General features: G+C 62.9%; 13 protein-coding genes. 8 read left to right on the top strand and 5 right to left on the bottom strand.

All coding sequences use genetic code 11. The annotated features are described in order from the left end of the window. The first annotated feature begins 15 nt into the window (after nucleotides 1–15). The 7 genes from BQ8482_RS07970 to BQ8482_RS07935 all read left to right on the top strand — a co-directional run bounded on the left by BQ8482_RS07970 (nucleotide 16) and on the right by BQ8482_RS07935 (nucleotide 8,857). A complete protein-coding gene (locus BQ8482_RS07970; RefSeq protein ID WP_123147459.1) occupies nucleotides 16–1,524 on the top strand; it encodes a sugar ABC transporter ATP-binding protein in 1,509 nt (502 codons plus the stop codon). A gap of 140 nt (nucleotides 1,525–1,664) precedes the next feature. Continuing rightward, nucleotides 1,665–2,429, top strand: a complete 765-nt coding sequence (locus BQ8482_RS07965) for an SDR family oxidoreductase (RefSeq protein ID WP_123146960.1) — start codon at nucleotides 1,665–1,667, stop codon at nucleotides 2,427–2,429. 12 nt (nucleotides 2,430–2,441) lie between these two features. Next, nucleotides 2,442–3,227: an SDR family oxidoreductase gene (locus BQ8482_RS07960; RefSeq protein WP_123146959.1), complete on the top strand. Its 786-nt coding sequence runs from the start codon at nucleotides 2,442–2,444 to the stop codon at nucleotides 3,225–3,227. A gap of 439 nt (nucleotides 3,228–3,666) precedes the next feature. Further along, complete coding sequence (locus BQ8482_RS07950) at nucleotides 3,667–4,641, top strand: ABC transporter substrate-binding protein (protein ID WP_123146957.1); 975 nt, start codon at nucleotides 3,667–3,669, stop codon at nucleotides 4,639–4,641. Nucleotides 4,642–4,717: 76 nt separating this feature from the next. Continuing rightward, complete coding sequence (locus tag BQ8482_RS07945) at nucleotides 4,718–5,791, top strand: quaternary amine ABC transporter ATP-binding protein (RefSeq protein ID WP_123146956.1); 1,074 nt, start codon at nucleotides 4,718–4,720, stop codon at nucleotides 5,789–5,791. After that, nucleotides 5,788–7,770: an ABC transporter permease gene (locus BQ8482_RS07940; RefSeq protein ID WP_123146955.1), complete on the top strand. Its 1,983-nt coding sequence runs from the start codon at nucleotides 5,788–5,790 to the stop codon at nucleotides 7,768–7,770. The genes BQ8482_RS07945 and BQ8482_RS07940 overlap by 4 nt, the downstream gene beginning before the upstream one ends. Nucleotides 7,771–7,831: 61 nt before the next feature. Then, nucleotides 7,832–8,857, top strand: coding sequence for a serine hydrolase domain-containing protein (locus BQ8482_RS07935; protein WP_123146954.1), 1,026 nt, complete (start codon nucleotides 7,832–7,834; stop codon nucleotides 8,855–8,857). A gap of 35 nt (nucleotides 8,858–8,892) precedes the next feature. Here BQ8482_RS07935 and BQ8482_RS07930 read toward each other — a convergent pair whose 3' ends face one another. Next, nucleotides 8,893–10,251: an NAD(P)-binding domain-containing protein gene (locus tag BQ8482_RS07930; RefSeq protein WP_123146953.1), complete on the bottom strand. Its 1,359-nt coding sequence runs from the start codon at nucleotides 10,249–10,251 to the stop codon at nucleotides 8,893–8,895. Between the two features lie 257 nt (nucleotides 10,252–10,508). Here BQ8482_RS07930 and BQ8482_RS07925 point away from each other — a divergent pair, with 257 nt between their 5' ends. After that, nucleotides 10,509–11,216 (top strand): helix-turn-helix domain-containing protein, encoded by a 708-nt coding sequence (locus BQ8482_RS07925; RefSeq protein ID WP_123146952.1) that lies wholly within the window; start codon nucleotides 10,509–10,511, stop codon nucleotides 11,214–11,216. Between the two features lie 174 nt (nucleotides 11,217–11,390). Here BQ8482_RS07925 and BQ8482_RS07920 read toward each other — a convergent pair whose 3' ends face one another. Genes BQ8482_RS07920 through BQ8482_RS07905 form a run of 4 tightly spaced genes read right to left on the bottom strand, consistent with a single transcriptional unit; the run spans nucleotide 11,391 to nucleotide 15,148 of the window. Continuing rightward, nucleotides 11,391–12,431, bottom strand: a complete 1,041-nt coding sequence (locus tag BQ8482_RS07920) for a heme-dependent oxidative N-demethylase family protein (protein ID WP_123146951.1) — start codon at nucleotides 12,429–12,431, stop codon at nucleotides 11,391–11,393. A 10-nt stretch (nucleotides 12,432–12,441) separates the two neighbouring features. Then, on the bottom strand, nucleotides 12,442–13,407 hold the full coding sequence (locus tag BQ8482_RS07915) for a PDR/VanB family oxidoreductase (RefSeq protein WP_123146950.1): 966 nt from the start codon (nucleotides 13,405–13,407) through the stop codon (nucleotides 12,442–12,444). Next, the gene (locus BQ8482_RS07910; RefSeq protein ID WP_123146949.1) at nucleotides 13,404–14,000 is read right to left on the bottom strand and encodes a dimethylamine monooxygenase subunit DmmA family protein; all 597 of its coding nucleotides are present in this window, start codon (nucleotides 13,998–14,000) and stop codon (nucleotides 13,404–13,406) included. The genes BQ8482_RS07915 and BQ8482_RS07910 overlap by 4 nt, the downstream gene beginning before the upstream one ends. A 14-nt stretch (nucleotides 14,001–14,014) precedes the next feature. Then, nucleotides 14,015–15,148, bottom strand: a complete 1,134-nt coding sequence (locus tag BQ8482_RS07905) for an aminomethyl transferase family protein (RefSeq protein WP_123146948.1) — start codon at nucleotides 15,146–15,148, stop codon at nucleotides 14,015–14,017. Nucleotides 15,149–15,206 lie beyond the last annotated feature (58 nt).

Raw genomic sequence — 15,206 nt, 5'->3', positions numbered from 1 at the left:
TTGATGAGCGGAACGATGTCCCTGGATCCCAGCCATACGCAGACCCCGCATCTGGGGCTCTTCGTCAGCGGCCTCTGCAAGAGCTACGGACCGGTCCAGGTCCTGGCCGATGCGAGCTTCGAGGTGCGGCCGGGCGAGGTCGTGGCGCTGCTTGGCGAAAATGGCGCAGGCAAGTCCACCGTTTCGAACATCATCGCCGGGTCGACCAAATCCGATGCCGGCAGCATCACATGGCGGGGGAAGCCCTATTCCCCCGCCTCTCCCGCCGCCGCGATCGACGCCGGCGTCGGAATGATCCACCAGGAACTGAAGCTGCTGCCGGATCTGTCGGTCGCCGAGAACGTCTATGTCGGGCGCCTGCCGATGCGCGGCGGCCGCATCGATCGCGCGGCAATGAATGCACGGGCATCGGCGCAGTTGAAGCGGCTCGGCCTCGATGTCTCGCCGGAACGCAAGGTGCGGACGCTGCGCATCGCCGCCCAGCAGCAGGTCGAGATTGCCAAGGCGTTGACGCTCAATGCCGAGCTTCTGATCTTCGACGAACCGACAGCAGCGCTTGGCAGCGAGGAAACGGAACTGCTGTTCAAGCAGATCCGCAAGCTCAAGGCGGAAGGCATGTCCTTCATCTATATCAGCCACCGGCTGGACGAGATCGCTGAGATCGCCGACCGCGTGGTGGTGATGCGCGACGGGCGCATCGTCGCCCGGCACGAGCGCGCCGACATTCCGGTGCGCACCGTGGTCGAGCAGATGGTCGGCCGCAGCGTCGAGCGGATGTTCCCGCCGCTGTCGGTGCCAGGCGATAAGGCGCTGCTCGAAGTCGAGAACCTGTCCTCGCCGGAACGCAGCTTCCAGAATGTCAGCTTTTCGGTGCGGGCCGGTGAAATCCTCGGCATCGCCGGACTGATCGGCGCCGGCCGCACGGAGCTGGTGCGGGCGATTGCCGGCGCCGATCCGATTTCGTCCGGCTCGGTGCGTGTCGCCGGCAAACCGGTGCACCTCAATGACCCAGCGGCGGCGATCAAGGCCGGGGTCGTGCTGGTGCCGGAAGACCGCAAGGCGCAAGGCGTGGTGCTCGACCAGACGATCGGCGAGAATTTGGCGATCGGCAATTTCGACCATGTCGCGCCGAACGGCTGGGTATTTCCGAAGGCAGTACAGAAATTCGCCGAGGCCGGCATCGGCCGGCTTGGCGTCAAGGGCCGGCCTGACCAGGCGATCAGCAAGCTTTCCGGCGGCAATCAGCAGAAGGTGATCATCGCCAAATGGATTTCACGGCCGCCCAAGGTGTTCATCCTGGACGAGCCGACACGCGGCATCGATGTCGGCGCCCGCGCCGCGATCTACGACGTCATCGCCGACCTCGCCCGCTCCGGCATGGCGGTGGTGGTGGTGAGCTCCGACCTCGAGGAAGTGCTCGGCCTGTCGCATCGCGTGCTGGTGCTGAGCCGTGGCCGCCAGCGCGGCATTCTCGACCGCAGCGAAGCGAACAACGTCGCCGTCATGGAGCTCGCCACAAGCTAGGACGTGACCAGCGATTGGGGAATCGGAATAAAGCGCAGCAGGTGATACCCTCCCAAGCACCGGACCGCGCGGGGCGCCAGCTAGGACTGGCGCCCCTTCCTTCCCAGGGCAGCACCGGCGGCTCAACAGGAAACATTTCGATGAAACTATTCGATCTTTATGGGGACGTTGCCCTCGTTACCGGCGCCGGCAGCGGCATCGGGCAAGCAATCGCCATCGGCCTGGCCGAGGCCGGCGCCGACATCGCCTGTTTCGGCCATGCCTCGAAAGGCGGGCTGGACGAAACCGCGCACAGGATCTCGGCTCTTGGCCGCAAGGCACTGGTGCTGACCGGCACGGTGACTTCAGAGGCCGATCTTGCGGCGGCGATCGAGCGCGCTGAAACCGAACTCGGCGCGCTGACCATCGCCGTCAACAATGCCGGCGTTGCCGCGGCCGAGCCGGCCGAGACGCTTTCGCTGGAGAAATGGCAGAAGCTTTACGACGTCAATGTCAACGGCGTGTTCCTGTCGTGCCAAGCCGAAGCGCGCACGATGCTGACGCGACGCAAGGGCTCGATCGTCAACATCGCCTCGATGTCGGGCTCGATCGTCAATCGCGGCCTGACCCAGGCGCATTACAATTCATCCAAGGCCGCCGTCATCCACATGTCGAAGAGCCTCGCCATGGAATGGGCCGATCGCGGCCTGCGCGTCAACGTCGTCAGCCCTGGCTATACGCTGACGCCGATGAACAAGCGGCCGGAGGTCGCCGACCAGGTCAGGATCTTCGAGCGCGACACGCCGATGGGGCGCATGGCGGCGCCGGAAGAGATGGTCGGCCCGACCGTGTTCCTGGCCAGTCGCGCTTCGAGTTTCGTCACCGGCATCGACCTGATCGTCGATGGCGGCTTCGTCTGCTGGTAGGAGAACAGGAAAGTGCAGAAGCGGTTCGAGGGAAAGACGGCGGTCATCACCGGCGCCAGCGGCGGCATTGGCGCGGCCATGGCCAGGCGCTTCGCGGCTGAGGGCGCGGCTGTCGTCGTCAGCGCCATCGACGCGCGCGTCGACGAGATCGCCGCCGGACTGAAGGCGGAAGGCGCCAATGTCGCATCGCTGCGCATGGACGTGACCAAGAAGGACGAGGTCGCCGCCCTCTACGATCTGGCCGAACAGCAGTTCGGCCGCGTCGACATCTCCGTACAGAATGCCGGCGTCATCACCATCGCCAGGATCGAGGCGATGACCGAGGCCGAATGGGACACGGTAATGGCGGTCAACACCAAGGGCGTGTTCCTGTGCTGCCAGGAGGCGATCGCGCGCATCCGCAAACATGGCGACGGCGGCAGGCTGATCAACACCGCATCCGGCCAGGCGCGACAGGGCTTCATCTACACGCCGCACTATGCCGCCTCGAAATTCGGCGTCGTCGGCATCACTCAGAGCCTCGCCAAGGAGGTTGCTAAGGAGAAGATCACCGTCAACGCGATCTGTCCCGGCATCATCGACACCGACATGTGGGCCTATAACGACGCGGCATGGGGCAAGCTGATGGGCGATTACAAGCCCGGCGAGTTGATGGCCGAATGGGTGAAGAACATCCCGATGGGCCGCGCCGGCAGCGGCGAGGACGTTTCCGGCCTGGTCAGCTTTCTGGCCAGCAGCGACGCCGCCTACATCACCGGTCAGACCATCAATGTCGATGGCGGGCTGATCATGTCGTGAGCAACGGGGCAGGTTCACGCGTCAATCTGCTGATATAATCGGCAGGCGGCGAAACTGCAGCCGAATTGCGCGATTCGCGCCGCGTTAGTCGTTGCGCGACATGAACGTTGGTATATATAATTTCATCCCATGAAAATGGCTTCGGCGACTGCCGGCAGCCGACATCATGGGAACTTGATGGCTCGCAAGCTTGAGGGCGCCGCAAGACCGGCGATCGATCCGCAGATCACTGCTTCGGCAGCACGGCAGCCATGACGCGGTCCCGTCCCGCACGACATCTTGATCGAATTGGGCATCATTGCGTCTGCGCCTACTTCAGCGCCGACAGCAATTTGGTGCCAATGGACTTGCGCAACGATCAGCTTTTCCAACACAATCAAAAAAGACGCAAGAAGGGAACGAACGATAACTTCCACCAGAGCTTGACAGGAGAACAGGCATGTCACTTCGGAGTATGATATTCAGATTATCAATGGGAGCTTTTGCGCTTGCCGCGGCAAGTGTGCTGACGCCTTCGGCTCAGGCTGCGGCGCCAGAATCCAACGACCCGATCAAGATCGCGCTGTTCGACTGGACCAGCGTCAATCTGAACGCAAAGATCCTCGGCGGCATTCTGGAAAAGCTCGGATACACGGTCGAGTACCCGACCGCCGACTATCTCTCCAGCCTGACCACCGGACTTACCAATGGCGATCTCACTGTCGCGCTGGAATTCTGGGACACGACTGCCGGCGAAGCCATGAAGGCCTCGGATGCGACCGGGCAGACCGAACGCCTCGGTGCGCTCGGGCCCAAGGCCAAGGAAGAATGGTGGTATCCCGAATACATGAAGGAGAAATGCCCGGGCCTGCCGAACTGGGAGGCGCTGAAGGACCCGAAATGCGCCGAAGCCTTCTCGACGGCGGAAACGGCGCCGAACGGCCGCTATCTCGGCGGCCCCGTGACGTGGGAAGGTTTTGACGACGAGCGTGCCGCGGCGCTGAAGCTGCCCTTCACCGTCATCCACGCCGGTACCGACGCGGCGATGTTCGCCGAACTGGATTCGGCCTATCAGCGCAAGGCGCCGATCATGTTGTGGGTCTATTCGCCGCATTGGGCGCCGGCCAAATACAAGGGCGAATGGGTCGAATTCCCCGACTATACGCCGGAATGCTACAACGATCCGAAAGGGGGCGTGAACCCTGAAGCGAAATATGACTGCGGCAAGCCGCATGGCGATATCTGGAAATATTCCTGGGCCGGCATGAAGGACAAATGGCCGGTCGCCTACAAGGTCGCGAAAAACTACACGGTCGACACCGACGAGCTCAACAAGATGAGCGGCGAGATCGATCTCGAAGGCAAGACGCCGGAAGACGTCGCCGCCGCCTGGATCGCCGCCCACGAAGCCGACTGGAAAGCCTGGGCCGAGTGATCGTTCCAACTGGAAAACTGCGAGACCCGGCCCCTTGTGGCTGGGTCTCTATCCCATATTCCAGAAGGACGATTGCATGGCCGATACGACTGAACAGGTGCCGCAAGCGGCAGATGCCCGCCCGATAAAGCTCGCCTGCCGCAACGTCTGGAAGCTGTTCGGCGCGAACGCGGCCAATTTCATCCGCCAGCGCGACGGCAAGGCCAGCATGGCGGAGGTCGCCGCGGCCGGGCTGGTCGGCGCGGTGCGCGCCGTCGACCTCGAAATCCGACAGGGTGAGATCTTCATCATCATGGGCCTGTCCGGCTCCGGCAAATCGACGCTGGTGCGCTGCATGTCACGGCTGGTCGAGCCGACGCATGGCAAGGTCGAGTTCGAGGGCAAGGATCTGCTCAAGGTCTCCGATGCCGCGCTGATCGAGTTGCGGCGCCACCGCATGGGCATGGTGTTCCAGAATTTCGCCCTGCTGCCGCATCTGAACGTGCTCGAGAACATCGCCTTTCCCTTGGGCATCCAGGGACAGGACCGGCCGACGCGCGAGAAGCGCGCGCGGGAAGTGATCGAGCTCGTCGGCCTGCGCGGCCGCGAGCATTTCTATCCGCGCGAGCTTTCCGGCGGCCAGCAGCAGCGTGTCGGCATCGCCCGCAGCCTCGCCACCAAGCCGGAGATCTGGTTTCTCGACGAGCCGTTCTCAGCGCTCGATCCGCTGATCCGCCGCGAGATGCAGGACGAGCTGATGCGGCTGCAGACCATGCTGCACAAGACCATCGTCTTCATCACCCATGATTTCGACGAAGCCATCCGGCTGGCGGACCGTATCGCCATCATGAAGGACGGCGAGGTCATCCAGATCGGTACGCCTGAAGAGCTGGTGGTCAATCCGGCGACCGACTATGTCGCTGAATTCACCCGCGACGTCGACCGTGCCAAGGTGATCTCGGCGCGAAGCCTGATGCGCGCCTGCGACGGCACCGAGCATGGCGGCGTGGTCGCGCCGGATGCCAAGATATCAACTTTTTCGGCAAGCATCGTCTCAGTCGGCAAGCCGTTCGCCGTCGTCAACGGCAGCGGCAAACCGATCGGCGAAGTCACGCCGCAAGCCGTGATCGATCTTCTGGCCGGCATCGAACGTCCCGGGGCCGGCGCATGACGGTGACGGCAAGCACCAGCGAGGCGAGATCGCGGCCGGTTCAGATCTGGCTGGTGGCCTGGGCCTGCGCCCTTGCCGCCGTGCTTGCCGTGTTCCTGCTGCAGGACAGGCTGCCCTGGGCGGTCAACTATCCGGCCAACGCAATCGTTCCCGTCGCCGACTGGGTCAGCGCTCTGATGAACCTGATAAAATCGAACTTCTCCTGGCTGACGCGGTCGATCACCGCGGCGCTCAGCGTGCCGCTCGATTTCGCGCTCAATCTGCTTGCCAAGAATTTCAAGATCGGCCGTGGCGCGGACTTGATCATCTTGCCGCGCCTGTCCTGGGTTGGCGTCTGCATCGTTGCATTCCTGGCCGGCCGCGCCGCCGGTGGCTGGAAGCTCGGCGCACTGGTCGGCGGCTGTTTTCTCTACATCGCGCTGTTCGGCCAGTGGACCAGCGCCATGCTGACGCTCGGGCTGATTTCCATCGCCGTGCCGTTCTGCATCGTCACCGGATTGTTCGTCGGCATCTGGGCGTGGCGCAAGCCATGGGCGGAGAGGCTTTTGATCTCCCCTGCCCTCGATCTGATGCAGACCATCCCGACCTTCGCCTATCTGATCCCGATGCTTCTGCTGTTCGGCAACAGCCCGGTTTCGGCGATGATCGCGACGGCCATTTTCGCGACGCCGCCGATGGTGCGCGCGACGATGCTGGGACTGTCGCGGGTGCCGTCCGAAATCGACGATTTCAGCGAGATGGCCGGCTGCACGGCGCGCCAGAAACTGTGGCGGGTGCTGTTGCCGTCGGCGCGTCCAACGCTGATGGTAGGCGTCAACCAGGTCATCATGCTGGCGCTCAATATGGTGATTATCGCTTCGATGATCGGCGCCGGCGGCCTCGGCTACGACGTGCTTTTGGCGCTCAGGGCGCTGAAGGTCGGCGAAGCGATGGAAGCCGGCCTTGCCATCGTCGCGCTGGCAATCGCGCTCGACCGGCTGAGCCAGGCGATCGCGCGCAATCACGCGCAAGGTCATGTCTATCAGGAGGTGAGCCCGAGCTTCTGGCGCCGCTACCCCAACCTGACGCTGGCCATCGCCATCCTTGCAGCCACGACGCTGCTTGGCTTGTTCGTGCCGGCGTTCGCCGCAGTGCCGAAGGCGATCACCTTCACCACTGCACCGATGTGGAAGACAGCTGTTAGCTGGATCACGATCAACTTCTTCGACACGATCGAGGCATTCCGCGTGGCGTTGATCCTCAATGTGCTGAACCCCGTGCGCGCCTTCTGCGAAGGCTTCCCGTGGCTGGGCGCGGTGTTCCTGCTTGGCCTTGCCGGCTACCAGCTCGGCGGCCTGCGCCTCGCCGCCCTGGTCGCGGCGCTGACCATCTTCTGCGCGGTGACCGGCCTCTGGGAAAAGACCATGGCGACGGTCTATCTCTGCGGCATCTCGGCCTTCATCGCTTGCCTGATCGGCATTCCGATCGGGCTGATGGCATCGCGCAGCGACCGTGTCGAGAAGGTCGTCACGCCGGTCATCGACACGCTGCAGGTGCTGCCGTCGTTCTGCTTCATCATCCCGGTGGTGATGCTGTTCCGCGTCGGCGACGTGACGGCGATGATCGCGACCGTCGCCTTCGCCGTGGTGCCGGCCATCCGCTACACCAATCACGGCCTCAGGCAGGTGCCGCCGGCGCTGATCGAGGCGGCAAAGGTGTCGGGCTGCACCAAGCGCCAGACATTCCTGCGCGTGCAGCTGCCGCTGGCGCTGCCCGAGATCATGCTTGGCGTCAACCAGACGATCCTGATGGCGCTGGCGATGATCATCATCTGCGCCATGGTCGGCACTCGCGATCTCGGCCAGGAGGTGTTCATTGCGCTGTCCAAGGCCGATTCCGGCCGCGGCATCGTCGCCGGACTGGCCATCGCCTTCATCGGCATCGTCGCCGACCGGCTGTTCAACGCCTGGACGGCGAAGGCACGGGCAAGGCTGGGATAGCCGGAAATCGAGGATCGCGCCCCACCTTCGTCTTGCCCAAAATGCATCCCAAGCTGGCTTCATGCTGAAGCGTCCCACCGTGATTCTAGCCTTTCTCCTCATCCTTTCCGTCGCTGCTCACGCTGCGGACGGCCTGGAGGAGCGGCTTCAAAAGCTCTTTGATGAGGCCGAGCGCCTGGCGCCGCTGCGCACGGTTGCCATCGCGCATGATGGCGCGGTGGTGGCAGAGCGCGGCTATCGCGGCCACTCTCCGGCACGTCCCGCCAACATAAAATCCGCCTCCAAGTCGATCATCTCGGCGCTCGTCGGCATCGCCATCGACAAGGGCTTGCTCCAAGGCCCTGACCAGAAGATCGCTCCGCTTCTTCAGGGCGACCTGCCCGCCGACGGGGATCCGCGGCTCCAGCAGGTTACGATCGGTCATCTGCTTTCCATGCAGGCGGGGCTCGGTCGGACCTCCGGCCCAAACTACGGGCGCTGGGTGGCAAGCGACAACTGGGTGCGGGCAGCGTTCGCCATGCCCTTCGACGACGAACCGGGCGGTACCATGCTCTATTCCACCGGCTCGACCCATCTCCTTTCGGCGATCCTGACGCGCCGGACCGGCCGCTCAACGCTGGAACTGGCGCGCGAATGGCTGGGGCCGCAGGAGGGCTTTTCCATCGCCGCCTGGGACCGCGACCCACAGGGCATCTATCTCGGCGGCAACCAGATGGCCATGAGTCCGCGTTCGCTGCTCGCCTTTGGCGAGCTCTACCGCAGCGGCGGGATGAGCCGCGGCGGACGGCAGCTCGTGCCGGCCGATTGGATCAAGCTCTCCTGGCAGCCACGCACCGCCTCCCGTTTCACCGGTGACGGTTATGGTTATGGTTGGTTCATGCGTCAGATCGCGGGCGAAGCGGTCTTCTACGGGTGGGGGTATGGCGGGCAGATGGTCTATGTTGTGCCCGGGCGCGCGTTGACCGTGGTCATGACATCCGAAGAAAACGGCCCCGCCGGCCGCAGCGGCCACCGCGACGATCTCCATGCCCTGCTCGAGCGGATCATCGAGGCGACGAAAGACGTGCGCGAGGCTCGCAGCAAATAATGCATGTCGCGCAAAAGTGTGTGGCGAGGAAGCTGCTATTCCGCCGCGACCCCTTTCACTTCCAGATAGGATTCCATTGAATCATCCATCGCCTGCAGCCACGGCGTATGGTGCAACGGCGCCATCGTTCCGGTCATCAGCGAGCGGTAGGCGTGGTCGCGGAAGCTCATGATGTCTTGCGCCTTGTGGTGCTCCCATTCCATGAAGGTCTGATTTGTCGCCTCGACGTCGAATCCCGGATAATCGGTCTGCTCCATCAGCTCCTTGGTGTAGTCGCCCTGGAACCAGATCATCTGCTCGGCGTCTTCCAGCGTTTCCTCGCGCGCGCGCCATCTCCTGCCATGTTCCGCCATCACTTCTGCCGAGGGCAGTTCGATGCGGCCCATGATGACGTCGCGCGCGAACCAGGCCTGCGCGTCGAACATGTTGAAGGTGTAGAACTGATCCTGCATGCCGATATAGGACAGCTGTGGGTTCTTCTCCCAGACGACGCCCTCATAGAGCCCGTCCGGCCACATGCGGTTGGCAGTCTTGAGCTTCAGATCCTCGGTGAGGAACGGGAAGGAGTGGAGGTAGCCCGTGCACAGGATGATAGCGTCGACATCCCTGGTGCTGCCGTCCTTGAAATGCGCGGTCTTGCCGACGACCTTCTGCAGCAGCGGCACTTCCTTCCAGTTGTCAGGCCATTTGAAGCCCATCGGCTTCGAGCGGTAGCTGGAGGTGATCGATTTGGCGCCGTATTTGTAGCATTGCGAGCCGATGTCCTCGGCCGAATAGGAGCGGCCGATGATCAGGATGTCCTTGTCCTTGAATTCCATGGCGTCGCGGAAATCATGGCTGTGCAGGATGCGGCCATTGAAGCTCGAAAAGCCCTCGAAATAGGGAACATTGGGTACGGAAAAATGCCCCGAGGCAACAACGACGTTGTCAAACTCTTCGGAATAGGTGACGTCGTTGGTGCGGTCATGCGCGGTGACGGTGAACTTTTTCGTCGCGTCTGAGAAGGTCACCATGCGCACCGGGCTGTTGAAGCGCACCCATTTGCGCACGTCGGATTTTTCGACGCGGCCCTTGATATAGTCCCACAGCACCGCGCGCGGCGGGTAGGAGCCGATCGGACGGCCAAAGTGCTCCTCAAACGTGTAGTCGGCGAATTCGAGGCATTCCTTCGGTCCGTTCGACCAAAGGTAGCGGTACATCGAGCCATGCACCGGGTCGCCATGCTCGTCGAGGCCGGTGCGCCAGGTGTAATTCCACAGGCCGCCCCAGTCGGACTGCTTTTCGAAGCAGACGATTTCCGGAATGTCCGCACCCTTGTCGGCCGCCGACTTTAATGCTCGAAGCTGGGCCATGCCGGAAGGTCCGGCTCCGATGACGGCAACACGACTTTTCATTGCGGGCCTCCCGGTCTCATTTCTCTAACGAAACAAATTTCACTGACAGGACAGTAATTGCCCGTTCGATGCTGTCAACAGGCCTTCTGCTGAAACCACGTTTCAGCAGATCGGATTTTCAGCAAAACCGCTGGTGGCGGAAATCCGGAGAGCACGCCATTCGACATATAAAGTGGCTTGCTGTCGCAGTTGCGCTCTGTATCCGCACTGAATATGTTCACCGTGAGTGAAATAAATCTGCAGAACGGGGTGGCGACATGGCGAAGAAAGCTTCCAATTTCAGGAATGGGGCAGCCGCCAAGGCCAAGCCATCGCCGAAGGGCGTGGCAATGATCCGGACGCCACTGACCCAGGACCCGCACGCTGTTCGCGACACCCGCGAAAAAGTCCTGGAGGTGGCGATCGGCCGCGAGGTGCGGGCGTTTCGCAAAAAACTCGGCATCACCGTCGCCGATCTTGCGGCCGCCACCGACATTTCGCTTGGCATGCTGTCGAAGATCGAAAACGGCATCACCTCGCCGTCGCTGACCACTTTGCAGGCGTTGTCGCGGGCGCTCGGCGTTCCGGTCACCGCCTTCTTCCGCCGTTTCGAGGAAGAGCGTAGCGCCGTCTTCGTCAAGGCCGGCGAAGGCCTCGACGTCGAGCGGCGCGGCACGCGTGCCGGCCACCAGTACAATCTGCTCGGCCATATCGGCTCCAACACCAGCGGCGTCATCGTCGAGCCCTATCTGATCACGCTGACCGAGGATTCCGATGTGTTCCCGACCTTCCAGCACGAAGGCATGGAGTTCCTCTACATGCTTGAAGGCGAGGTTACCTACCGCCACGGCAACAACCTCTATCCGATGAAGCCCGGCGACAGCCTGTTCTTCGACGCCGATGCGCCGCACGGGCCGGAGGTGCTGACCGTCCTGCCGATGCGTTATCTCTCGATCATCTGCTATCCGCAGAGTAGCGCGGGGTGAGCGGGACGCAAGCAGACCCCCTCACCCGGATTACCAACCGAATTGCGAAGGGCAATTCGGGGCAATCCGACCTCTCCCCGAGGGGAGAGGAGACCGGCAGCGCCGGCGCCTACCTCTCTTCTCCCCAGCGGGGAGAAGGTGGCCGCGAAGCGGCCGGATGAGGGGGACCTTGCTTTAGTCCGGCCCAAATCCTGGGCTTGTCGGGCTGCCGTCGTCGAGCTTCGACAGCCACTCGACCAGCGTCGGCCGATAGCGCGTCAAGCCCTTGTAATTGGCGAGTTCTTCGGGAAGGTCACGGATGACGCGGTGCAGGCGCCGCGCCCATTTCGGCTGCGTCACCAGTTCGTCCATCTTGATCAGATAGCAGCGGATCGGGAAGACGATGCCGTTCGAGCGCGGCAGCCGCCAGAAGCTCTGCAATTCGACGCGCAGATGGACCTTGTCACCGACGTTTTCGGGCGTCACCGTCGCCCGGTCCGGACCCCATTTGTGATAGTTTTCCGGGCTGGTGTCGAGGCGCGGATTGATGGTCATCGTCCAGTTCAGCCGCCGCGCCGGCTTGCCTTGCTGGATGTTGGTGAGGAATTTCAGCGCCCGGACGAATATGCCCCTCTCATGCGCCAGCGGCACCGGCGCGTGCCACTCGAAGAAATTCATGCCGATGTCGAAGTCGAGCGACCAGTCGGCCTGGGTGGTGACCATGCCGGCGTCCATCCACAGATTGCCGTCGCGCTGGTCGAGGATGCAGAAATCGCCTTGTGATTGCCGCGTGATGTATTCCATCGGCCCATAGGGCAGCGTCGACACGTCACCGAAGGTGAAGGTGTCGTCGATGCCGAGCGGCCGGTTTATCCAGCGCCATCTGTCGCCATCGCGCGTCAGCGTGAAATGCTCGGGATATCCCAGCGCCTGCTGTTCCATCAGAAGTTCGAGCAGGTCCCAGCCGGCCAGCGTCATGTGCGGCAGCGACTGGCAGCGCAGCGGGTCCTCCGCCAGCACCAAAGCGCGGTCCTGCATTTCGGCGACATAGTGCTCGTCAACGTCGATCAGGTTTTCGAGCACGCTGCCCTTCGGCCCCAGAACATGCGGCTCGATGTTGACCGCATACATGTAGCTGTCTTCGTGGAACGGGAACGGAAACCGCCTGATGTGCTCCGGGCTGTTCCTGAAGGTAAAATCGTTACGGAACGTTTCGTTACGAAAGGTGATGCCCAAGCTCCGCCTCCTATCTTTCCAGCACCAGCGACCTGCCCTCGAAGCGCGACACGCAAGGCATGATCTTCTTGCAGGATCGGTGCTCTTCCTCGCTCAGCCAGTGGTCGTTGTGGATGAATTTGCCGTCATGCGCGGTGACATTTGTTTCGCACTGGCCGCAGACGCCGCCGCGGCAGAGATAGGGCGGATCGACGCCGGCGGCCTCGATGGCCTCGAGCAGGCTCTGCTGCTCGCCAACGCGGATCGTCTTGCCGCTGACCGCCAGCGTCACGTCGAACGACGCGCCGGGCTGCGGTGCGGCGAAATGCTCGAAATGCACAGTTTCCGCCGGCCAGCCCAGCGCAGCGGCACGATCGCACACCCAGCCGATCATGCCGGACGGGCCGCAGACATAGAGATGCGTGCCGAGCGGCTGCGACGACAGCAGCCGGTCGAGCTCGATGCGCTCGTCGCGATCGTCGTGATAGAGCCTGACCCGGCGGTCGTAGCGCTCTCTCAGCACATCGGCATAGGTGCCGAGCGATGCGGTGCGGCAGGTGTAGTGCAGCTCGAAATTGCCGCCTTGCGCCGCCAGCTGCGCGGTCTGCGCCATGAACGGCGTGATGCCGATGCCTCCCGCCAGCATCAGGTGTTTTCTGGCGCGCAAATCGAGCGAGAACAGATTGACCGGATAGCTGATCACCATCTCCATGCCCGGCCTGACGTTGCTGTGCATGAACAGCGAACCACCGCGGCCGACATCGTCGCGGCGCACCGAGATCGTGTATTCGCGCGTATCGAGCGGCGAGCCCATCAGCGAATAGGGGTTGAGCCTGGTCCGCTCGCCGTCGCGCATCTCCACCACAACATGAGCGCCGCCGGAAAATGTCGGCAAAAGCTGCCCGTCGCGCCGGCGGAAATGGAAGCGCGTGACCAATTCGTTGACCGGAACGACGTCGCTCACCACGACGTCAAGCTTGGTGGTGCCGGTGCTCATCGAAAGATCTCCTCCGTCGGAGGAATTTCGCTGCGGTCTTCCGCATTGATGCAGACGCCCTGGAACGCCGCGAGGCGCCTAGAATAGTGATCGCGTACCAGGAGAAGCAGGCCGCAATGCGAACAGGTCGCCGGCTGCGTCGTCACGTTCTCGGTGATGCCCTTGCAATGGACGCACTGGATGCGGCGCGCCAGCGAGCCGCGATGCTCGGTCTGGATCGAGGTGTGGTCGATGCCGGCTTCGAGCGCCACCTGCATGGCCTGGCCGATCAGCCCCTCGGTGCCGGCGAGATAGAGGCGCAGGCCCATATGCGCGTTGGCCAAGGTCTGCTTCAGCCGCGGCAAGGCACTGGCGAAGGAAGGCCCCTGATAGAACTGCGCCGGCCTCAGCGCTTCGAGCGCGGCGACGTGATGGCCGTCATTGCCGGGGATGAAGATGATGTGGGCATCGGCAAAGAAGCCCGCCGGCGCCTTGGTGGCCAAGTCTGATATCGCCAGCGCTCCTTCTGCATCCGCCACGAAGAGATGGTGCTTGCCAGGCTGCGGCGACAGGGTTCCGTAGACCGGCCGGCTGATGATGCTTTTCGCTGCCATCCTCCCAGTATGCCTCAGCCTTTCGCCGTGCGCTTGGTCTTCTTCGGATCATCGAACGGAAGCGGCTCAGCCGTCGCGCTGATGGCGCCGCTCTGGTTGCGGATCTCGAGCCTGGTGCCCTGGACGGCACAGTCGACATCGAGCCGGGCAATGCCCATCGATTTCTGGACCAGCGGCGAATACATGGCGCAGGTCACCACGCCGACCTTTTTGCCGTCGCGATAGACCGGCGCGCCCTCGTCGGCCGGCTCCTTGCCTTCAAGCAGCACGCCGAAGATCTTGAACCGCTCCTTGCCCTTGAGGCGGTAGTGCTCCTCGGCACCGCGAAAGCCTGTCTTGCCGGGGCTGACGGTGAAGTCGAGGCCGAGTTCCCACAGCGTGTCGCCGGGGCCTTCGTTCTCGAACGGATATTTCTGCGAATTGTCGTAGGGGTAGAACAAGAGGTAGCTCTCGACACGCAGCATATCGAGCGTGGTGAACCGGCACGGGATGATGCCGGCGCTCTTGCCCTCATCGAGGATGGTGTCCCAGATCGTGCCGGCATCCTGGCCACGGCAGAAGATCTCGTAGCCGCGTTCGCCGGTGTAGCCGGTGCGCGAGATCATCACCGGATAACCGAACAGTTGGGTCTGCATGTGGTGGAAATAGTTGAGGTCGCGAATGCCCGGCACATGCTTTGCCAAATAATCGACTGATGTCGGCCCCTGCAGCGAAAGGTCGTGCAGATTGTCGTCGAAACGAAGCGAGACATCGCGGCCCATGGCGGCGCGCTGCAACTCCTCATGGCCGGTGCCCGAACCGTGCACGACCATCCAGGCATTCGGGCCGGTGCGGTAGAGGATGCAATCGTCGGTGAACTTGCCGGCCTCGTTGAGCATGCAGGCATAGGCCGACTTGCCGGGATAGATCTTTTCCACGTCGCGCGTCGTCGCCAGGTCGATCAGGTGCGAGGCATGCGGCCCGGTGATGTGGACCTTCTTCAGGCCCGACACGTCCATCAGCCCGGCCTTGGTGCGGATGGCGATATACTCCTCGTCGGCGTCCTTGTCGTAGGTCCAGGCGGTGCCCATCCCGCTCCAGTCTTCGAGCTTCGAACCGAGCGCACGATGGCGATCCGCCAAGGTCGAAAATCTCCAGGATGCGGTCATGGACTTGTTTCTCCTCAACACGATTGCCGACGTTTCGCCGCTTCAGGGCACTGAGGCC

The organism is Mesorhizobium delmotii (assembly GCF_900149755.1).
Lineage (GTDB): Bacteria > Pseudomonadota > Alphaproteobacteria > Rhizobiales > Rhizobiaceae > Mesorhizobium > Mesorhizobium delmotii.
The sequence above is the reverse complement of the archived record's forward strand: the minus strand, read 5'-3'. Positions and strand labels throughout refer to the sequence as shown.